The following is a 19,404-nucleotide window of genomic DNA, read 5'->3' as shown; positions in this document are numbered from 1 at the left end:
CTCCAGCTAACTGACTTTCAGGAATCGGAGCACGACGACCACAAGCCACCCAATCATCAGGATCGCGGTCACTCCCAGCAGTGCTCGGTGTCGCGCGTCGCTGAGTCTTCGCCCATCCACCTCAATCGCACTCGCCAGAGTCAGAACGCCGACCAGAATGGTCAGCGTGAGCCCGAACCAGCCGGAAATGATCACACTCATTCGGACTCACCCACCAGCGGCTTGCCGGCACCAGCTGCGCGGTACCGCTGGAAAGCCCACGCGGACAACGCGCACACCAGTGCGGCCTGCACAACAATCGTCGCCAAGGGCCGCAGATGGTCGACGATCAGGAACAACTCGCTACCGAGGATCAACGACGCCAGACCAGCACTGACCGCCACGGCGATCGCGATCGGCACATCTCTCATCCCCGCTACGAGCACGACCGCAAGGCCGACGGCCAACAGACTGAACGTCCCAGCGACGAGCAGTCCCACCCAAGCCGGCGGGTCGACGACGGCGGTCATCACGGCAAGAACTGACCACGCGACCAGCGCGCCGGCGAGCGCGGGAGTCCGAGTGAAGGGTTCGTGTTTGATCGTCATGGCTTCGCACCTGCCTTGGCTGGCTTCTGAATCTGCTGCTTGAGCAGAACACCCGATTCGTTCTTGAATACGACCTGGTAGTCGCCGGACTTGATGAGCTGCGCCACCAACAACTCGCCGCTGTCCGGCGGTAGATCTTGATTGGCCACCCCGTCAGCGACGGCTTGTTGGTTGATAAGCAGGTAGGTGCCCTTTGGATTGGTGCCGACGTAGGTGTTGATTGCCTTGATGTTCTTGAACGGGAAGTCAGCGATCAGGTTTGAGCCGTACTCGTAGTCGGTCAGATTTTGATAGGTGGCAGGTCCACCGATCGAGAAGGTCACTAGCGTCGCCCCAAGTGGAGCGACCCGGTAGAACTCTTGCTGGAGCGCAACGTCGGCCGCCGATACTCGCTCGAAGTCCTCGTTACCCCACCTTGCGAACAAGAACATCGCAAAGATCAACAGGCTCGCGACAAAGCTCAGCACCAACGTCGTCCACGACGGCAGTTTCGGTTTCGGCAAGACCAAGCCGGTGATCAGCATCGCGGCACCAGGCAGTGAGAACAGGAACACCCGCAGAAGTCCCTCGCCGCCATAGCTTTGGGTGGCGATAAGGAATCCGGGCCCAGCGGTCATGACCAGTAGCGGGACGCTCACCCGCTTGCCTGACAACCACATCCGAAGGGCACCGAGTCCCGCCAACCCCCAGACGGACAGGGCCATGATCATCCGGATTTGCAGCACGAATAGGTGATCCGGGCTTCCGCCGACCCGGTCCGTCGATCCACTGTCAACAACTTGAGCGGCATCGCCGATTCCGCCAAAGATCTCGTTCAGGTGCCCACTCCAGAAAGGCTCGGCGGCATAACTCAGCCAACCGATCATGATGACGCCAACCAGGAAGGGGAAGGGCCACGGCCTGAACCTGCCGAGTGCCGCAAGTGCCGCGAGCACGACGATCAGGACAACCGGGGTGAGCTGGTGACTGGAAACCATCGCGACGCTCAGGAGCGTGAGCAGGACCAGGAGCCAGGCCCGGAATCTAGTACTGGTCGGTTGCGTCGGGGGCTCGACCTGTCGGTCGCCTGCCCGAATGAGCCCGGCAACCCACCCCAGACCCCGAGGCGCAGGCAGACTCGCCCGCCGCTGTATCCAGCGAGAGAGCCGTCGGGGTTCACACCCACGCAGATATCGCAACGCTATGGCGATGATCGTCAGGTACAGAATGACCGCGACTGTTTGCGGCGCAAAGTAGTCCTGCCCCACCCAATCGGCCAGCAGAAAAATCAGCACACCCAACCACGGCGCTCGCCAGCCGGGCAGCGTCGAGCGCCCGATGCTGAGCAGCGGCGGCAGGTAGCACAACACCATCACGATCGGAGCCCACCGCAGGAACACCGTCGGGCTGGAAACACCAGTCACGTCAGTAAGCACTGCGGCACCAGAGAAGAACCCCGGCCAGGAGAACCGCGCATCATAGTTTTGAGCAGCTGTGCCGGTCGTCAGAATCGAATCGGTGATTCCCGCGTGCAGCCAGGCGACCGGGAACCTCGCCGCCGATTCCAGGATTGCGGCGGCGCCATGGACCAACACAACGATGGCAACCAGACCTGCGGCCAGCACCGCAGTGGGCTGTTCCTTGCTCCGCAGGGCCAACAGGACAATTGCGATGATCGCCACGACGCTGCCGTAGTAGATAGCGGGTAGCGCATCAACGAGACCCAGGCCAGCAATCGCGTTCTCGTCGGAGGTCGCCAAGCTCCAGACGCCGAGCAGCAAGGCCAGTGCGAGGAGCGCCAACGCGATGGCGTTGCGGCGCAGCCTCAGTGATGCCAGACCGGTGGGTTCGGTCACCGGCAAGTCCCCGCGTCTTGCCATCCCGCAGTCGCGAGCAGCCGTGACCGGTCGCATTGACCTGGCATTCCACTCGCCTCCCCACTTGAGACCGCGAGAACGGAACGGGCTCGATGTGCCTCGCCCGCGCCGTGCCACTTGCCGTGATCCGCACCCGCGTATTCACGGGCGCCCGTGAATACGGGTGAGGGAAGCCTAACCCAATGGCCGGACGACTGACCTCACGTTGTCACCTTGGCCCGTCGCGCGCGAAGCTGTCCGGTGACGTAGCCGTACGTGGTGATGGCAAGTCCGGTTGGCAACAGGATCGCCCGCGATAGGCCGGCAAGATCGCCCTGCAGCACCGCCCCCAGGTGGTTTCCGATCCCGGCAACCAACGTCTTGATCACGTATGAACGCTCTGCGCTGAGACCATCCGACGCTCCCACCACCGCAGTCATAGCTGCCTTGGACCGACCCTCGTGAAAGCACCGACTCGCGAAGTAGCGCAGATTCTGACGGGCTTTCGGGACGAAGTGACGGACAACGGGCGCGGTGTCCCGCACGATGTGAATATCGGGGATCTCCTGGCGCAACCGGATGCACAGTTCGGTCTCTTCACAGCCCACCGGCAGGGCACCCACCCGGCCGACCTCGTCATTGAACGTACCGATCACCTCGAAGACAGGTCGTCGGATTCCCATGCTCGCGCCGATGGGGTTGCGGATCTCGTCGCCAGAAGCAGGCAGCCCCCGGTAGTCGCAGCCAACAACCCAGTAGAACTCCTGCGGGAACCAGCGCGGCGCATGCCCACCCTCCCAACGAGGTTCCACCGCCCCACCCACAGCCACGACATCCTGCGACGAGGCGAAACGTGTGCGATAGGAGTCGATCCATCCTGGCAGCGGGAACGCATCGTCGTCGAGGAAGAGAACAATGTCGCGCTCGCACATCCCGATGCCGGTGTTGCGGGCACCCGACAGTCCTTGGGGTCCACCGTTGGCGACCACGGTCACTTGTGGGCCAGCCAGATGTTCCTGGCAGCGCGATAGCAATGCTGGGTTGTTGTCGATCACAACAATGACCGAATCCCGATCGCCGACCTGCGCGATGAGTTCACGGACACCGAGTTCCAGGTCTTGCCACCGGTCCTCGGTGTAGGCGCAGACAACAACGCCGATGCTTGGTCCGGTTGACTCGACATCGACCTGAAACGCCGACTCGACTGCTGTTGCCATCGTGACTCCACTTGCTCGTTTCGCTCGGTTCACTGCCACCTGGGGTGGCGATCGGTCCTGCGAGCCGACGGTCACCTTCACCAAGCGTCGCGCGGTTGTCGGTCTCGACGCCACTCAGGGAACCAAACGGCACGCCCGCGTACCGGATGCAGCGCGTTGGCAAGGCGGCCACGCGGCTGCCGCATGGCGAGTTGCAGAGCAGGAATGTCGGGCCAATCGCGCAGCGACCTGTCACCCTCCATAGACTGCGCAGGGCCACCAAACCGGTCTGTCTGGACAAAAGCAGCTAGGAGAACTCGTGCGCAAGGTGCTGATCGCCAACCGCGGTGAAATCGCAGTCCGGGTTGCAAGGGCCTGTCGCGACGCTGGCCTCGACAGTGTCGCGGTGTATGCCGAACCTGACCGCGATGCTGTTCACGTTCGCCTCGCCGACGAGGCTTACGCATTAGGCGGTTCCACTGCGGCTGAGTCGTACCTCGATTTCGGCAAAATCCTCGATGCTGCTGCCAAGTCCGGCGCGGATGCTGTCCATCCCGGCTACGGGTTCCTGTCCGAGAACGCCGATTTTGCCCAAGCTGTTATCGACGCCGGCCTAACCTGGATCGGACCACCGCCGGCCGCCATCCGTTCACTCGGCGACAAGGTCGCCGCCCGCCACATCGCCCAGCGCGCCGGAGCACCACTCGTTGCAGGAACTGCGGATCCAGTGTCGGGCTCCGACGAGGTCGTTCAGTTCGCCAAAGAGAACGGGCTGCCAATCGCGATCAAAGCCGCGTTCGGTGGTGGTGGCCGGGGTTTGAAGGTCGCCCGCGATTTGGAAGAGATCCCCGAGCTTTACGACTCCGCTGTTCGCGAGGCCGTGGCGGCGTTCGGTCGCGGAGAGTGCTTCGTCGAGCGATACCTTGACAATCCGCGTCACGTCGAGACCCAGGTTCTTGCCGACCAGCACGGAAACGCCGTCGTGGTGTCCACGCGAGACTGCTCGCTGCAACGCCGGCACCAGAAACTTGTCGAAGAAGCACCAGCTCCCTTCCTCAGCGACGAGCAGGTCACGGAGCTGTACCGGGCATCCAAGGCAATCGTCAAGGAAGCCGGGTATTTCGGTGCCGGTACGTGCGAGTTCCTGGTCGGCCAGGACGGCACCGTCTCGTTTCTTGAGGTCAACACCCGCCTGCAGGTTGAGCACCCCGTCAGTGAAGAAGTGTCCGGCATCGATTTGGTGCGCGAGCAGTTCCGCATCGCCGACGGTGAGGAGATTGGCTACGGCGACCCGCAGTTGCGCGGCCATTCCATCGAGTTCCGCATCAACGGCGAGGATCCGGGCCGCAACTTCCTGCCAGCGCCGGGAGTGCTGACCACTTGGCGCCCCCCGAGCGGGCCTGGCATCCGAGTCGATGCTGGTTTCGAAACGGGAGACGTGATCGGCGGCAACTTCGACTCGCTGCTAGCCAAGCTGATCGTCACAGGCGCCGACCGTCAGCAGGCGTTGGATCGCTCGCGACGCGCGTTGGCCGAGTTCGAGGTTGACGGCATCGCAACGGCGATCACCTTTGACCGGGTGGTCGTCGAGGACCCCGCCTTCGCGCCAGCCGATCCCGACGAGCCGTTCACCGTTCACACCCGCTGGATCGAGACCGACTTCGACAACCAGATCCCGCCATACGCCGGGGCTGGAGCGGACATTGCTGAGCCGCAAGAACGCTCGACCGTCGTCGTTGAGGTGGGGGGCAAGCGACTCGACGTGAGCATTCCCGCAGACCTGGCGGTTGGCACCGGCGGTGGAACCAAGAAGGCAGCAGCCAAGCGTGCGCGCGGCAAGAAGTCCGGTGGCGCGGCATCCGGTGATTCGGTGGCCACACCGATGCAGGGAACGATCGTCAAGGTTGCGGTTGAAGAAGGCCAGCAGGTCGAGGCTGGCGACTTGGTGGTCGTGCTTGAGGCAATGAAGATGGAGCAACCCCTGAACGCTCACAAGGCGGGCACGATCACGGGGCTCACAGCCGAGACGGGTACCACTGTGTCAACCGGGACCGTGCTTTGCGAGATCAAGGGCTGACGTTCATTGAAGGGTCGCGGGCGCACCCGGCGCGCGTTTGCGGGGCTCCTGCCCGCACTGGTGGTCGCTGTGAGCGTCCTTCCCGGGGTTGCCGCCGCGGCGGAGCCCTCGCCAACTCCGATGCCGCCGTTAGCGATCGCCATCAAGGAACTCCGAGCAGATCCGCCCCTCTACAGCGCCAGCGGCGCGCCGCTGCGGCTCAATGCTGCTGAACAGGCCCGCGTGCGAGCATCGATCGCGGCAACTCGTGCTCCGATCTTCGTAGCGATATTGCCCGGCGCTCGCGACACAACCAAGGTCGCTGGAACCGCCCGACAGCTTCGGGCCGGGGTCGCCAAACCAGGCACATACCTTGCCGTCGTGGGGACCGTCTGGGACACCTTCTCAACCGAGCTCGATGCTCAACCGTTGCTCACCCGGGCATTCTCTGAACAGCGCGATAACGGCACTGCGGCGGTGATCAGCCGGTTCGCCGAACTGGTTGGCCAGCACACCCGCGGCGTGGTTCCTCCACCTGCCGGTTTCCCGTGGATTCCGACAGCACTCGGCGCTGGGGTGATCGCGATCCTGCTCGCCGGGTACTTCATCGTGGAAAGGGTCCGAGACCGAAGGCAGCCCGAGACGACCGCGCCAGCGGGACCCGGTCAGTCAACGACGTGAAGCCGCCGTGCGGCCTCGGCGACCGAGCCTGAGATCGACGGGTAGACGGTGAATATCTGAGCCAAGTCATCGACCGTGAGGTGTTTGGCAACCGCAATCGAGATGGCGTGGACGAGGTCACTCGCCCGAGGTGCCACCACCACGCCCCCGGCAACGACGCCGTCGGGGCGGGCAACGAGCTTGATGAATCCGTCCTGGACTCCCTGCATCTTGGCCCGTGGGTTGGTCGCCAGTTGCTGCACGCGGACCGTTCCCTGGACCTCCCCAGCCACCACTTGTTCCGGCGGCACCCCGACGGCTGCGATCTCCGGGTCGGTGAATACCGCCGAGGAGACCTGCGCGAGTTGCAAGGGCGCGACAGCATCGCCGAACGCATGCCACATGGCGATCCGACCCTGCATCGCGGCGACGCTGGCCAGCGCCAGGACCCCGGTCACATCACCCGCGGCGTATACGCCCATCACGTTGGTTCGCGACACCCGATCGACCTCGATGTGCCCGGACTCTGATGTGCGGATGCCGAGTTGCTGCAGCCCCAGGTCGGCGGTGTTGGGGAGGGCACCGACCGCCAGCAAGCAGTGACTTCCCCGCACCTGCTGGCCGTCGGCGAGCGCAACAACGACGCCGCCTTCGGTGCGGGTAACGGCGACGGCGCGCGATCGCGAGCGCACCTGCATCCCTCGTCGGACAAACACCGCCTCGACAACGTCCGCGGCGTCAGAGTCCTGAGTTGGCAGCACGCGGTCGCGGGAGGAGATCAGCGTGACGTCCGCGCCGAGGGCCGTGAACGCGCCGGCGAACTCAGCACCAGTTACGCCTGAGCCCACGACGATCAGGTGCTCGGGGAGCTCGGTCAGATTCCAGACCTGCTGCCAATTGAGGATCCTCTCCCCATCGGTAGCGGCCCCGGCCAGTTCACGCGGGCGGGCGCCTGTGGCGATGAGCAGTTGGCTATACGGCGCGGGAGTTCCCCGGTCGGGCCCGTCAACGACACGCACTGTGCCGGGTTCGGACACATCACCACGACCGTGCAGCACGTTCACGCCATCGCGAATCAGCCGGGCCCTGATGTCGTTGGACTGGGCTGTGGCCAAGGCCGCGACCCGGTCGAATACGAACCGCAGGTCGACGCCGGTGCTCTGCGGTGCGATCGGCTCACCTTCGACGCGCACGCCCAGCGACGCGCTGTCGGCCGCCAGACTCGCCGACCGGGCGGTGGCGATGAGGGTCTTGCTCGGAACACAATCGGTCAGCACCGCCGCGCCCCCGATTCCAGTCGCCTCGATCAGCGTCACGTCGGCGCCCTGTTGAGCCGCCACATGTGCCGCCTCGTAGCCAGCCGGTCCGCCGCCAACAATCACTGTTCGCATCACGGCAGCCATTGTGCCGGGCCGCCAGCTTGGCGGCGGTCTAGGCTGTGCGCATGGCGTTGTACGCGGCTTACGGGTCGAACCTCGATCCGCAGCGAATGCTGCAACGAGCCCCTTTCTCCCCCGCTCGGGGCACGGCTTGGCTGGTCGGCTGGCGGCTGACGTTCGCCGGCGCGGATCTAGGTTGGGACGGGGCCCTGGCAACGGTTGTCGAGGATCCTGGATCGCAGGTTTTCTTGATGCTGTACGACGTAACCGCTCGCGACGAGCTCGCCCTCGACGAGTGGGAGGGCACGTCGCTCGGGGTATTCGTCAAGGTCCGCGTGCGAGTGCAGGCGCTGGACGGCGAGCACTCGGCGTGGTTGTACGTCGTTGACGGTTACGAGGGCGGTTTGCCGTCGGCACATTACGTCGGAGTCATCGCTGACGCAGCTGAAGCTGCTGGCGCGCCGGACGACTACACCACCGACCTCCGCTCCCGGCCGTGCCGCTCCGTGGACCCCTAGCCCGTTACCTTGCGGAAGTTACCCATCGGTATGGCTGTTTCCCGGGCGGTTTTGCAGCCATACCACTGGGTAACTTTTCAGGCTGTGGACGGATTCGGCGGCGGTAGACCAATTTCCGGCACCCTTGCGGAATGTTCGTCGGCGGCCAAACAGATCCGATCTGGACCCGAATTTTCGGCGCATTCGGGTCCAGTCCTTTCACTCTCACCCAGGCACACATGCTGGGTTTCACGCGCGCACAATTGCGAACTGCCGAGCGACGGGGATTAGTCGCGCGGATGCAACGCGACTCCTATGTATTGCCGGGGTTCAGCGAGACCGCACCGGCAGCTCGCGACGGTCACGTCCAGCGATGCCGCGTAGTTGCCCTCGCCGCTCCTGGATCGGTCATCAGCCATGAATCCGCAGCACTGCTTCACGGTCTGACCTCCGGTCGCCCGTCTCTTGCTCCCGACAACGATCGCGTTCACGTCACGATTCACAAGACCCACCGAAGCGACGCGACGCTGTACGACGTGAGCAGCAGCAGGTTGCCGCCGGATCACATAGTGAACGTGGACGGTCTGTTGGTCACGTCGGTCGCACGTACGGCGTTGGACCTCGCGCGCCGCAACCGATTGCCATTCGGTCAAGCCCCCGTTGACGCTGCCGCGCGGATGATCATTGCGCGCAATCTCACTGACGGTGAAGACCCACCGCCCTTGCGGGAATCTGTGCAGGCTCCAGCGCACCGCAACCGCGCAATTCAGGAACTCTGGACCACGGCCGACCACATGCGTGGCTTTGCCGGAATCGCCTACGCACGCGAAGCCATCGACCTTTGCGAACCCGCATCCGAGTCAGCCTTGGAATCGGTGTCGCGCTGGCAGATGCTGCATGCCGGTGTTCCGCTGCCGGGCATCGGCACGCTGGTCCGAGGGGCGAGTGGTTTGGCGTATTACGCGGATTTCCTCTGGGAGGAGTTCATGCTCATCGGGGAGGCCGACGGTGAGGGCAAGTACACCGATCGGCGCGTGCTGGTCGCCGAAAAGTACCGGGAAGATGACCTTCGGGCCGCTGGGTGGAACTTCGTCCGGTGGAACTGGCACGAAGCAGCCCGCGAACCCCACCTGATGCTCGACAAGCTCGCGATGGCATTCCGCGTCGCGGACTAGCCCCAACCCTCTGGAAAGTTACCCAGCGGTATGGCTGCAAAACTGCCCGGGAAACAGCCATACCGCTGGGTAACTTCGGCAGGGAGGAAAGGCGGGGGCGGGCTAGAAGGTGTCCGCGGGTTCGTAGTGGCCCCAGACCCCGCGCAGGGCGTCGGCGACTTCCCCGCCCGTCGCGCGGGCTGCCAGTGCGGCCTTCATCGGGTAAAGGCAGTTGTCCTCGCCCTCGGCCGCGCGCCGGAGAGCGTCCAGCTGGTTGGTGACCTCACCGTTGTCACGCTCGGCACGGAGCAACTCAAGACGCTTCACCTGTTCGGCCTCGATCGCCGGATCGACCCGCAGCGGCACGTACTTGTCTTCCTCATCCACCGTGAATCGATTGACGCCGACGACCGTGCGCTCACCGCCATCAATCTCCTTGGCAATGTCGTAGGCGGAACGCTCGATTTCGCTCTTCTGGAAGCCGCGTTCGATCGCAGCGACCGCTCCGCCCAGATCCTCCACTCGCGTCATCAAGTCCAGCGCTGCCGCCTCAACCTCGTCGGTCAGTGACTCCACGACGTACGAGCCCGCGAACGGATCGACCGTTTTGGTGACGTCGGTCTCGTAAGCGAGAACCTGCTGGGTACGCAAGGCCAACCGGGCAGCCTTCTGCGTGGGTAGCGCGATGGCCTCGTCAAAGGAGTTGGTATGTAGCGACTGGGTACCACCCATGACCGCCGCCAGGCCCTGCACGGCGACGCGTACAAGGTTCACCTCTGGCTGTTGAGCCGTCAGTTGCACCCCGGCAGTCTGGGTGTGGAATCGCAGCATCATCGACTTCGGGTTCTTGGCACCGAACCGCTCCTTCATGACCCGCGCCCAGATTCTGCGGGCTGCGCGGAACTTGGCAACCTCTTCCAGGAAGCTCGTCCGCGAGACGAAGAAGAAGGCCAACCGTGGCGCGAACTCGTCGACGTGTTGGCCTGAATCGATAGCCGCCTGCACGTACTCGATGCCGTCGGCCAGGGTGAAGGCGATCTCCTGCGCAGGGGTCGCGCCGGCCTCAGCCATGTGATACCCGGAGATCGAGATGGTGTTCCACTTGGGGATCTCGGTCTTGCAGTACTTGAAGATGTCGGTGATCAGCCGCAGTGATGCCGCCGGCGGATAGATGTAGGTACCACGCGCGATGTATTCCTTGAGCACGTCATTCTGAATCGTTCCGGTCAACGCCGAGCCCGGGATGCCGTTCTCCTCACCGACGAGTTGGTACATGAGCAGCAACGTCGCGGCGGGCGCATTGATGGTCATGGAAGTCGAGACCTTGTCCAGCGGGATCCCACCGAAAAGCACGCTCATGTCCTCGACGGAGTCAATCGCAACGCCGACCTTGCCCACCTCCCCGCTGGCGAGTTTGTGGTCAGAGTCGTAGCCCATCTGGGTCGGCAGGTCGAAGGCCACGCTCAGGCCGTTGGTGCCAGCATCGATCAACTCGTGATAGCGGCGGTTCGACTCAGCCGCCGTTCCGAATCCGGCGTACTGCCGCATCGTCCAGGGTCGGCCGGTGTACATCGTGGGGTAAACGCCGCGGGTAAATGGGAACTCACCGGGCTGGCCTAACTCCACCGCCGGATCCCAATCCGCGAGGACCTCGGGCCCATAGACCGGCTCAAACGGCAGACCTGATTCGGTGGAAGACGCCATAGCCAAGAGGGTATCCGGCACATGATCTGTCAGACGCCAACCCCCGGCCGGAGGACTCCGCGACGAAATGTGCCCAAAGGCACCAGGCCGGTGGGCGATCAGCAGCCGTTAGGCAGATAACATCGCCGTTAGGCCACTCCATGTTCGTTGTTCGGTTGCTGGCCCCGGGCGCCCTTGAAGTGACGTGCCCGCCCACCGAATTGATGTCGGAGGCGCAGGTGGCAAAGTCCGCTACCGGAACGCTTTACCGCGGCCGCGATGGAATGTGGTCGTGGGTCGCGCACCGGATCACCGGTGTGCTGGTCTTCTTCTTCCTGTTGGTTCACGTCCTGGATACCGCGTTGGTGCGAGTGTCCCCAGAGACCTACAACACGGTTATCGCGTCCTATAAGACCCCGATCGTCAACCTGCTTGAGGTAGGCCTGGTCGGCGCGGTTCTGTACCACGCCCTCAACGGGCTCCGGATCATCCTGATTGACTTCTGGAGCAAGGGTCCCCGCTACCAAAAGGTCATGCTGTGGAGCCTGGTCGGAGTCTGGGTGGTTGTCATGCTTCCCGGTGTGTATTTCATGCTGCAACGCACGGTTGAGTCGATGTTTGGAAGTGCCGCATGAGCGCGCCAACTCTGGACAAGCCCCGCAGCAAGCGGCAACTGAGCCGTGGCAACTTCGAGCTCTACTCATGGATGTTCATGCGGGTGTCCGCAATCATCCTGATCTTCTTGGTCCTCGGCCACCTGTTCATCATGAATATCCTCGACGGCGGCGTGCACCGGATCAACTTCGCATTCGTCGCCGGCCGCTGGTCGAGCCCGTTCTGGCAGATGTGGGACCTGACGATGCTGTGGTTAGCGATGCTCCACGGTGGCAACGGTTTGCGCACGGTCATCAACGATTACGCCAGTCGCCCGGGCACGCGCGTCACACTGAAGGTCTTGCTCTACGTCGCCACAGTCCTGACCATCGCCCTCGGCTCGATGGTGATCTTCACGTTCGATCCGAGCATCGGTTAAGGGGTAGTCGACGACTATGCAGACCCATCGCTACGACGTTGTCATTGTGGGTGCCGGCGGCGCCGGGATGCGTGCGGCCCTGGAGTCGGGACCCCGCGCCCGGACCGCTGTGCTCACCAAGCTCTACCCGACTCGGTCGCACACCGGCGCGGCACAGGGTGGCATGTGTGCGGCACTGGCCAACGTCGAGGAAGACAACTGGGAATGGCACACCTTCGACACGATCAAGGGCGGTGACTACCTCGTCGACCAGGACGCGGCCGAGATCATGTGTAAGGAGGCCATCGACGCGGTCATCGACCTGGAGAACATGGGATTGCCGTTCAATCGGACCCCAGAGGGCCGGATCGACCAGCGCCGATTCGGTGGCCACACCCGCAATCACGGCGAGGCGGCCGTTCGACGGGCCTGTTACGCCGCAGATCGCACCGGCCACATGATCTTGCAGACCCTCTACCAAAACTGCATCAAAGAGGGCATCGAGTTCTACAACGAGTTCTACGTGCTTGACCTGCTGCTCGACCATTCCGATGGCGAGCCCCGAGCGGCTGGCGTTGTCGCCTACGAGTTGGCAACCGGCGAGATCCACGTGTTCTCCGCCAAGTCAGTCGTCTTCGCCACTGGCGGCTTCGGCAAGGTCTTCAAGACGACCTCAAATGCGCACACGCTGACCGGCGACGGCATGGCGATCGTCTACCGCCAAGGCCTGCCACTCGAGGACATGGAGTTCTACCAGTTCCACCCGACCGGTCTGGCCGGCTTAGGGGTGCTGCTCACTGAAGGTGCCCGCGGCGAGGGCGGCATCTTGCGTAACGTCGATGGCGAGCGGTTCATGGAGCGCTACGCACCGACAATCAAGGACCTTGCCCCCCGCGACATGGTGTCCCGCGCGATGGTGCAGGAAGTCCGCGAAGGCCGAGGGGCGGGGCCACACAAGGACTACGTGTACCTCGACCTCACGCACCTGCCGGCCGAACAAATCGAAGAGAAGCTCCCCGACATCACGGAGTTCTCACGCACCTACCTGGGCGTCGACCCGATCACGGAATTGGTTCCGGTATTCCCGACTGCCCACTACGCGATGGGCGGCATCCCGACGAACGTCGAGACCGAGGTACTGCGCGACAACGAGCACGTCGTCCCTGGTCTCTACGCTGCGGGCGAGTGTGCATGCGTCTCGGTCCACGGCTCCAACCGGTTGGGCACCAACTCCCTGCTCGACATCAACGTCTTCGGACGTCGGGCCGGAACAGCGGCAGCGGAGTACTCGGCGACCGTCGACGCTCCCCCGCTACCCGAGGATCCCGCCGGTCGGGTCACGGAACTGATCGAGAATCTGCGCGATTCAGATGGCTCCGAACGCACCTCCGAGATCCGGCGCGCGATGCAAGAGACGATGGACATGAATGCGCAGGTCTATCGCAACGACGAGACCCTCACCCAGGCGCTGTCTGACGTCAAGGAACTGCAAGCGCGGTACAAGAACGTATCGATCCAGGACATGGGCCGCCGCTACAACACCGACCTGCTTGAGGCGATCGAACTCGGTTTCCTGCTCGACTTGGCCGAGACCCTGGTTCTCGGCGCCCTGGCACGCAAGGAATCCCGCGGCGGCCACGCCCGGGAGGACTACCAAACCCGCGACGACGAGAACTTCATGGTTCACACGATGGCCTACCGCGAGCCGGACTCCGAAGAGGTTCGACTGGACTACAAACCCGTCATCGTCACCAGGTATCAGCCGATGGAGCGGAAGTACTGATGAGTGCAACCACAGCTACCCCTACCGCCGATGCCCCCGTCGCGACCGATGTGCGCATCAAAGTGCTGCGCTTCGATCCAGAGAGCGGCGACGCCGCGTACTGGCAAGAGTTCACCGTCGCGTGCTTCCCGACTGACCGTGTCCTGACCGCCCTGGAAAAGATCAAGGGCGAGCAGGATGGCAGCCTGACCTTCCGCCGCTCCTGCGGCCACGGCATCTGTGGCTCCGACGCCATGCGCATCAACGGTCGCAATCGCCTCGCATGCAAGACCCTCATCAAGGATCTGAACACCAAGAAGCCGATCACCGTCGAGGCAATCAAGGGTCTGCCGCAGGAGAAAGACCTGGTGGTGGACATGGAGCCGTTCTTCGATGCTTATCGCGAGGTCATGCCATTCCTGGTCACCGACGGCCATCCTCCGACCAAGGAGTGGATCCAATCCGCTGACGAGCGCGCATCCTTCGACGACACCACCAAGTGCATCCTCTGCGCCGCCTGTACATCCGCGTGCCCGGTGTTCTGGAACGACGGCCAGTACTTCGGACCGCAGGCAATCGTCGGCGCGCACCGGTTCATCTTTGACAGCCGCGACAAGGGCCGTGACGAGCGCCTTGAGATCCTCAACTCGCAAGAGGGTGTGTGGCGCTGTCGCACGATCTTCAACTGCACCGAGGCGTGCCCACGTGGTATCGAGGTCACCAAGGCGATCCAAGAAGTCAAGCGCGCACTGATCCGCGGCACCGGCTGACCCCAACTGGTCCTTCGGGGTGGGCTAGCTCCGCGCTCGGTGTCAGACTGGGTGGGTGAGTTCGCCGAATTCCCCGCCCAGGGTGGTGGGAACGATCGAGTCGTCAACTGACGTCGCCGGGACGCTGGAATGCGTGTGGGACCAGATCGTCAGCGTCGACATTCATGCGGCCTCGCACCCGCTCGGTTTCCGGATCGCCGGAATACCCCATCCAGTTCGGGCTGAGATTGTTGCAACCGGCGTCGGCGGCCAGCGCATCGCCTACTTTGCAACGGGCAAGCGATTCATTCAACGCATTACCAGGTGGGTGCCACCGCGCGAATATGCGTTCACCTTCAACCCGGAGAAGGGTTTCAAGGTTCTCTACTTTTTTGATCTTTCCGATGGGCTGGTCCAAATCCCGGCGGGTTCATACCTGCTGACTGACCAGAGCTCGACCGCGACTTCGGCGACCAGGATTCGGCTGACAACCGAGTACTCGATTGATCGGCGGGTGGCGCTGCTGTTCGGTCTACCAGTACGCGTTTTCCTGCGCGGATTTCAGCGGTATCTGTTGACTGAGATCTCACGCAACGTCGCCTCGATTGACCAGCGCTCCACAGTCCGATGACGGCCCATCTGGTTGAGTCGATCACTATCGCAAAGCCTGCCCTCACGGTGTTCGACACGGTCCACGACTATCGGATCCGGACGCAGTGGGACACGTTGCTGCGGCGTGCCTACACGGTCGGCGGAGCGCGCCCGGCGCGCGACGTCGTCACAACCTGCGTGGCCCACTGGTATCTGGGCGGCTTGGCGTTCACCACGCGCTACGTGACCTTCAACCGGCCCAACCTCGCGGCGGTAACGCTGGTCACGCCCTACTTCATCTTCCAGAACTGGTCAGCATCGATCCGGCACCGCGACCGCCCCATCGCTGGGTCTGCTGCCCCAAGCAGCGAGCTGGTCTACACACTCACGTTGAGGTGCAGACCAGCTGCACTCGCCAGACCGCTGGAGTTCGTCGCGATCCGTTTGTTCCGAACTGAAACTCGCCGCCGACTCAGAGCGTTGAAGCGGTATCTGGAAGCCAGTTAGGCCGAGCTGCGGCAGCCAGACGACGAATCCTCCCGAAATCATGGGCAAGCAGGTCCCATCACCAGGTCCAGTGCTCAACAGTGTCAGACTTGTAGTCCTTGGCCCCAGATCCGACGGTAGGACCCATGAGCACACGTGACTTTCGGCTGCGCCGCGCCGTCGTGATCGTAGCTGCGACAGCGGTCGCATTCGCGGCCGGAATCGGTCCGGCTGTGGCCACGGCTCCGGCAGCATCACCTAAACCGACACCCAGCGAAGCCCCGGTCCGAGTGAACCTGCAGCCGGGCGCCCAGCCTGTCCCGAACATCAAAGCAGCCTCGTGGATCATGGCCGATGCGAACACCGGCGAGATCCTCGCGGCCAAGGATGAAAGTAGGGCGAGACCACCCGCCAGCACGCTCAAGACTCTGACCGCGTTCACCATCATCCCCCGCCTGCCGGGCACCACCAGGTATGTGGGCCGCAAGCAAGACGAGACTGCCGAAGGTGCCCACGTGGGCGTCGTGGCTGGCACGACCTACACCGTCAACGATTTGATGTACGGCATGCTGCTTCCGTCTGGGAACGACGCGGCGAGTGCGCTGGCAAACGCCAACGGTGGCTGGGGTCCGACGCTTGAACAGATGAACGCCGAGGCCCGCCGGCTGCAAGCGAACAACACCGTCGCCAAGACCCCGAGTGGACTCGACGAGCCCGGCCAGTTGAGCTCGGCGATGGACCTCGCCACCATCTTCCGCGCGGGAATGCAATTGCCAGAGTTCCGGCAGTACTTGGCCGTCAAGTCCGCGCAGTTCCCGCAACCGGTAAAGACGGGAAAGAGGTCCCCAGGCACCAGAACCATCTACAGCGAGAACCGCCTGCTGTTGCACAACTTTGCCGGCATCGAGGCAGGCAAGACCGGTTACACCACCAACGCGGGACGAACGTTTGTGGCACAGGCAACCCGTGGCAATCGAACCCTGATCATCGCGCTGATGGTCATCACCTCACCAACCGAGACCGCTGCGAGGAAGCTCTTCAACTGGGGCTTCGCCAATGCCGACCGAGTCACGCCGATCGGCAGCCTGCCCGAACCGCTCGCAGGCGCGCCCGCAGTCGACGCGGGCACAGCAACTGCCACACAGTCGGCCGACCTTGCGCGGGCGAATTCAACGTTCGACAAGTCAGCCAACCCCCTCACGACCCCGGGCAGAATTGCCGCCCTCACCCTCGCTGGACTCGTGGTTCTCGCATTAGCGATCACGCTGCTTGTGGCGCGAAGGAATCGTCGGCGGGCGAATCAGGCTACAAACGGAACGAAGCCGACCTTGTCGTAGACGTCCTTGATGGTCGCCGAAGCGATACCTCGAGCACGGATCGCGCCGTCAGCCATCAATCGCTCAAGCTCAGCGCGATCGTCGAGGAGTTCGGCGGTTCGTTGCTGGTACCCCACAGCAAAGTCGGCGACCACCTCGGCGACTTCCACTTTGAGATGGCCGTACATGCGTCCTTGGTAGTGCGCCTCAAGATCGGCCACGGACTCCCCGGTGAACGCCGACTGGATCGACAGCAGGTTGGATACACCCGGCTTGTTCACGGAGTCGAACCGGATCTCGGTTTCGCTGTCGGTAACTGCCGACTTGATCTTCTTGGCGATCTGCCCCGGGGGGTCAAGCAGGGCTACACAACCTGCTGGCAGCGACTTGCTCATCTTGGCGGTCGGGTCCTGCAGATCGAGGATTTTGGCAGTGTCCTTGACGATGAGCGGCGCAGGAACAACGAAGGTTTGGCCAAAGCGGGAATTGAATCGTCCTGCCAGATCGCGGGTCAACTCCAAGTGCTGGCGTTGGTCTTCGCCAACCGGGACGCCGGCGGCCTGGTAAACGAGGATGTCCGCCGCCTGCAGAACCGGGTAGGTGAACAGGCCCACGGTTGTGGCGCCCGCACCTTCGCGGCCGGACTTGTCCTTGAACTGGGTCATCCGCGCCGCCTCGCCGTAGCCGGTGATGCAACTGAGGACCCAGGCCAACTGCGCGTGTTCGGGTACGTGGCTCTGCACAAACAGCGTCGCCCGCTTCGGATCGACTCCAGCCGCGATCAACTGCGCGTAGGAACCCAGCGTTCGTGCGCGCAGCAACGCGGGGTCGTGCTCAACCGTGATCGCGTGCTGATCGACCACGCAATAGAAGGCATCGTGGGTATTTTGCAGATCAACCCAGTACCGCAACGCACCCAGATAATTGCCGATATGGAAGGAATCGGCAGTCGGTTGGATTCCTGACAGGACGCGGTCGCTGGCCGGTTTGAACATGGGCGTCATTCTCGCACCGGGTCCTGCGGTGAATCTGTTTCGGTCGGCGATTGTGCCGGGCTGCGGGGCGCAGCTGGTCGGACGCGGATTCGTGCGGCACGCAGTCCGTCGAGGTCCGCAACTACCAACTGGCAGCCCGGACCGGCCACGATGTCACCTACCTCCGGTAACCGGCCCAGGACGGACATCACGTAGCCAGCGACTGTCTCGTAGGGGCCATCGGGCAAATGGATGCCTGTGCTGTCGAGGAAATCATCGAGGTTGTCCAAGCCGTCCACGTCAATCTCCGTCGTGAACCCCGGCGCGTTCCGGTCGCCGATCGCGTCCTCGTCGTACTCGTCGCGAATATCGCCGACTAGCTCCTCGACCAGATCCTCCAGGGTGACGATCCCGGCGGTGCCACCGAATTCGTCGACGACGATTGCCATGTGCTGATGCTCGTCGCGCATCGTCTGCAGCGCTGGCAAAACCCGCTTACTCCACGGGAAGCGCGCCACCTCACGCGCCAGCTTCTCCACTCGCAGATTGCTACGCACCACGGCCGGGTTGAGGACGTCGCGAACGTGAACGAAACCGATCACGTCGTCGGCCGAACCGTGGATGATCGGATAACGCGAGTGCGGCAATTGGATGACGTGCTGTGCGACTGTTGCGACCGGTGTTGAGTCTTCCAGAAAGTCCACCTCGGTCCGAGGCACCATCACCTCCCGCAACTCTCGGTCGGCGACGTCGAAGATGTCGTCGATCATCGCCCGTTCAGTGTCGGAAAAGCCCGAGTGCGACGCTACGAGTCGCCGCAACTCCTCGTTTGTCATGGCCGTCTTGTTCGCATCCGGATCCAAGCCAAGGAGCCGAACGAACACGTTTGTGGAAACCGACAGCAACCAGATGAACGGTCGCGAGATTCGTGCCAACCAGTCGACCGGCGTGGTCAACGTGAGCGCGACGGACTCAGTCCGTTGCAGAGCAATCCGCTTGGGGACCAACTCCCCCAACACCAGGGAGATGTAGGCGATCAGCATCGTCACCAGCAGGAACGACAACGTCTCGGCAATGCCCGTGGAGAGTCCGAGGTCCACAAACAACGGACTGACGTAGGGCACGATTCGGGCGGACCCGTAGCCGGCCGAGATGAACCCGGTGAGCGTCACCCCCACTTGCACTGCCGCGAGGAAGCGGTTGGGATTGGCGGTCAGTGTTGCCAGGCGTGCACCGCGTTTGCCTTTGGTGGTCGCCAACCGGCTGATCTGACTCTCTCGCAAGGTGACGAGCGCGGTCTCCGCAGCGGCAAAGAAGCCGCCGATGATCGAAAAGGCAATGATCACAACAACGCTGGCAAGCACCTCACTCATTGGCGCTACTCGCTTCGAACGTAACCACGACCGGCGAGTGGTCGCTCCACCGCTCGGCGTAGCTGGCGGCCCGACCGACCGTCAGTGACGTCAT

Annotated in this window: 19 protein-coding genes; 11 read left to right on the top strand and 8 right to left on the bottom strand. The window is 63.3% G+C overall.

The features are described 5' to 3' along the window. Window positions 1-6 precede the first annotated feature (6 nt). The 4 genes from KAZ48_02915 to KAZ48_02900 form a co-directional block, all read right to left on the bottom strand. Window positions 7-201 carry a hypothetical protein gene (locus tag KAZ48_02915; GenBank protein MBP7971725.1) on the bottom strand — a complete coding sequence of 65 codons (195 nt, stop codon included), beginning with the start codon at window positions 199-201 and terminating at the stop codon, window positions 7-9. Beyond that, on the bottom strand, window positions 198-587 hold the full coding sequence (locus KAZ48_02910; GenBank protein ID MBP7971724.1) for a hypothetical protein: 390 nt from the start codon (window positions 585-587) through the stop codon (window positions 198-200). Before KAZ48_02910 ends, KAZ48_02915 begins: the two co-directional genes overlap by 4 nt. Then, a complete protein-coding gene (locus tag KAZ48_02905; protein ID MBP7971723.1) occupies window positions 584-2,422 on the bottom strand; it encodes a hypothetical protein in 1,839 nt (612 codons plus the stop codon). Before KAZ48_02905 ends, KAZ48_02910 begins: the two co-directional genes overlap by 4 nt. Before the next feature lie 221 nt (window positions 2,423-2,643). Continuing rightward, window positions 2,644-3,639 (bottom strand): glycosyltransferase family 2 protein, encoded by a 996-nt coding sequence (locus tag KAZ48_02900; protein ID MBP7971722.1) that lies wholly within the window; start codon window positions 3,637-3,639, stop codon window positions 2,644-2,646. A 298-nt stretch (window positions 3,640-3,937) separates the two neighbouring features. Here KAZ48_02900 and KAZ48_02895 point away from each other — a divergent pair, with 298 nt between their 5' ends. Both KAZ48_02895 and KAZ48_02890 read left to right on the top strand, forming a co-directional pair. Next, window positions 3,938-5,695 carry a biotin/lipoyl-binding protein gene (locus KAZ48_02895; protein MBP7971721.1) on the top strand — a complete coding sequence of 586 codons (1,758 nt, stop codon included), beginning with the start codon at window positions 3,938-3,940 and terminating at the stop codon, window positions 5,693-5,695. 69 nt (window positions 5,696-5,764) lie between these two features. Next, on the top strand, window positions 5,765-6,355 hold the full coding sequence (locus KAZ48_02890; GenBank protein ID MBP7971720.1) for a hypothetical protein: 591 nt from the start codon (window positions 5,765-5,767) through the stop codon (window positions 6,353-6,355). Here the strand turns inward: KAZ48_02890 and KAZ48_02885 are convergent. Continuing rightward, complete coding sequence (locus KAZ48_02885; GenBank protein ID MBP7971719.1) at window positions 6,340-7,737, bottom strand: NAD(P)H-quinone dehydrogenase; 1,398 nt, start codon at window positions 7,735-7,737, stop codon at window positions 6,340-6,342. The genes KAZ48_02890 and KAZ48_02885 overlap by 16 nt on opposite strands. Before the next feature lie 41 nt (window positions 7,738-7,778). Between KAZ48_02885 and KAZ48_02880 the strand changes: the two genes are divergently transcribed. Next, window positions 7,779-8,231, top strand: coding sequence for a gamma-glutamylcyclotransferase (locus KAZ48_02880; GenBank protein MBP7971718.1), 453 nt, complete (start codon window positions 7,779-7,781; stop codon window positions 8,229-8,231). A gap of 218 nt (window positions 8,232-8,449) precedes the next feature. Further along, the gene (locus KAZ48_02875) at window positions 8,450-9,385 is read left to right on the top strand and encodes a hypothetical protein (protein ID MBP7971717.1); all 936 of its coding nucleotides are present in this window, start codon (window positions 8,450-8,452) and stop codon (window positions 9,383-9,385) included. A 102-nt stretch (window positions 9,386-9,487) separates the two neighbouring features. Here the strand turns inward: KAZ48_02875 and KAZ48_02870 are convergent, their stop codons facing one another. After that, the gene (locus KAZ48_02870) at window positions 9,488-11,068 is read right to left on the bottom strand and encodes a methylmalonyl-CoA mutase (GenBank protein ID MBP7971716.1); all 1,581 of its coding nucleotides are present in this window, start codon (window positions 11,066-11,068) and stop codon (window positions 9,488-9,490) included. Between the two features lie 203 nt (window positions 11,069-11,271). Between KAZ48_02870 and sdhC the strand changes: the two genes are divergently transcribed. From sdhC to KAZ48_02835, 7 genes are all read left to right on the top strand, one after another. Then, complete coding sequence (gene sdhC, locus KAZ48_02865) at window positions 11,272-11,682, top strand: succinate dehydrogenase, cytochrome b556 subunit (GenBank protein ID MBP7971715.1); 411 nt, start codon at window positions 11,272-11,274, stop codon at window positions 11,680-11,682. Continuing rightward, a complete protein-coding gene (locus KAZ48_02860) occupies window positions 11,679-12,080 on the top strand; it encodes a succinate dehydrogenase hydrophobic membrane anchor subunit (GenBank protein ID MBP7971714.1) in 402 nt (133 codons plus the stop codon). Before sdhC ends, KAZ48_02860 begins: the two co-directional genes overlap by 4 nt. Window positions 12,081-12,096: 16 nt before the next feature. Continuing rightward, complete coding sequence (locus KAZ48_02855) at window positions 12,097-13,842, top strand: succinate dehydrogenase flavoprotein subunit (GenBank protein ID MBP7971713.1); 1,746 nt, start codon at window positions 12,097-12,099, stop codon at window positions 13,840-13,842. Beyond that, entirely contained in the window at window positions 13,842-14,591 is a 750-nt protein-coding gene (locus KAZ48_02850; protein ID MBP7971712.1) for a succinate dehydrogenase iron-sulfur subunit, read from the top strand. The genes KAZ48_02855 and KAZ48_02850 overlap by 1 nt, the downstream gene beginning before the upstream one ends. Window positions 14,592-14,646: 55 nt before the next feature. Continuing rightward, window positions 14,647-15,201 (top strand): hypothetical protein, encoded by a 555-nt coding sequence (locus KAZ48_02845; GenBank protein ID MBP7971711.1) that lies wholly within the window; start codon window positions 14,647-14,649, stop codon window positions 15,199-15,201. Then, window positions 15,198-15,668, top strand: coding sequence for an SRPBCC family protein (locus KAZ48_02840; GenBank protein MBP7971710.1), 471 nt, complete (start codon window positions 15,198-15,200; stop codon window positions 15,666-15,668). The genes KAZ48_02845 and KAZ48_02840 overlap by 4 nt, the downstream gene beginning before the upstream one ends. Before the next feature lie 125 nt (window positions 15,669-15,793). Continuing rightward, window positions 15,794-16,984 (top strand): D-alanyl-D-alanine carboxypeptidase, encoded by a 1,191-nt coding sequence (locus KAZ48_02835; GenBank protein MBP7971709.1) that lies wholly within the window; start codon window positions 15,794-15,796, stop codon window positions 16,982-16,984. Here KAZ48_02835 and trpS read toward each other — a convergent pair. Continuing rightward, the gene (gene trpS / locus KAZ48_02830) at window positions 16,948-17,958 is read right to left on the bottom strand and encodes a tryptophan--tRNA ligase (GenBank protein MBP7971708.1); all 1,011 of its coding nucleotides are present in this window, start codon (window positions 17,956-17,958) and stop codon (window positions 16,948-16,950) included. The two genes, KAZ48_02835 and trpS, sit on opposite strands and share 37 nt — an antisense overlap. Window positions 17,959-17,963: 5 nt before the next feature. Further along, window positions 17,964-19,310 carry an HlyC/CorC family transporter gene (locus KAZ48_02825; protein ID MBP7971707.1) on the bottom strand — a complete coding sequence of 449 codons (1,347 nt, stop codon included), beginning with the start codon at window positions 19,308-19,310 and terminating at the stop codon, window positions 17,964-17,966. Window positions 19,311-19,404: the final 94 nt, after the last annotated feature.

This window comes from Candidatus Nanopelagicales bacterium (assembly GCA_018003655.1).
Lineage (GTDB): Bacteria > Actinomycetota > Actinomycetes > S36-B12 > UBA10799 > JAGNDY01.
Note: the sequence above shows the minus strand (reverse complement) of the source record. Positions and strands in the feature narration are given on the sequence as shown.

Excerpts from the sequence above, each read along its gene's own strand:
- KAZ48_02875 (MBP7971717.1), top strand. The coding sequence starts at position 8,450 with ATGCTGGGTTTCACGCGCGCACAATTGCGAACTGCCGAGCGACGGGGA.
- KAZ48_02850 (MBP7971712.1), top strand. The coding sequence starts at position 13,842 with ATGAGTGCAACCACAGCTACCCCTACCGCCGATGCCCCCGTCGCGACC.
- KAZ48_02835 (MBP7971709.1), top strand. The coding sequence starts at position 15,794 with ATGAGCACACGTGACTTTCGGCTGCGCCGCGCCGTCGTGATCGTAGCT.
- KAZ48_02880 (MBP7971718.1), top strand. The coding sequence starts at position 7,779 with ATGGCGTTGTACGCGGCTTACGGGTCGAACCTCGATCCGCAGCGAATG.
- KAZ48_02870 (MBP7971716.1), bottom strand. The coding sequence starts at position 11,068 with ATGGCGTCTTCCACCGAATCAGGTCTGCCGTTTGAGCCGGTCTATGGG.
- KAZ48_02840 (MBP7971710.1), top strand. The coding sequence starts at position 15,198 with ATGACGGCCCATCTGGTTGAGTCGATCACTATCGCAAAGCCTGCCCTC.
- trpS (MBP7971708.1), bottom strand. The coding sequence starts at position 17,958 with ATGTTCAAACCGGCCAGCGACCGCGTCCTGTCAGGAATCCAACCGACT.
- KAZ48_02910 (MBP7971724.1), bottom strand. The coding sequence starts at position 587 with ATGACGATCAAACACGAACCCTTCACTCGGACTCCCGCGCTCGCCGGC.
- KAZ48_02915 (MBP7971725.1), bottom strand. The coding sequence starts at position 201 with ATGAGTGTGATCATTTCCGGCTGGTTCGGGCTCACGCTGACCATTCTG.
- KAZ48_02860 (MBP7971714.1), top strand. The coding sequence starts at position 11,679 with ATGAGCGCGCCAACTCTGGACAAGCCCCGCAGCAAGCGGCAACTGAGC.
- KAZ48_02855 (MBP7971713.1), top strand. The coding sequence starts at position 12,097 with ATGCAGACCCATCGCTACGACGTTGTCATTGTGGGTGCCGGCGGCGCC.
- KAZ48_02885 (MBP7971719.1), bottom strand. The coding sequence starts at position 7,737 with ATGGCTGCCGTGATGCGAACAGTGATTGTTGGCGGCGGACCGGCTGGC.
- sdhC (MBP7971715.1), top strand. The coding sequence starts at position 11,272 with ATGTCGGAGGCGCAGGTGGCAAAGTCCGCTACCGGAACGCTTTACCGC.
- KAZ48_02900 (MBP7971722.1), bottom strand. The coding sequence starts at position 3,639 with ATGGCAACAGCAGTCGAGTCGGCGTTTCAGGTCGATGTCGAGTCAACC.
- KAZ48_02825 (MBP7971707.1), bottom strand. The coding sequence starts at position 19,310 with ATGAGTGAGGTGCTTGCCAGCGTTGTTGTGATCATTGCCTTTTCGATC.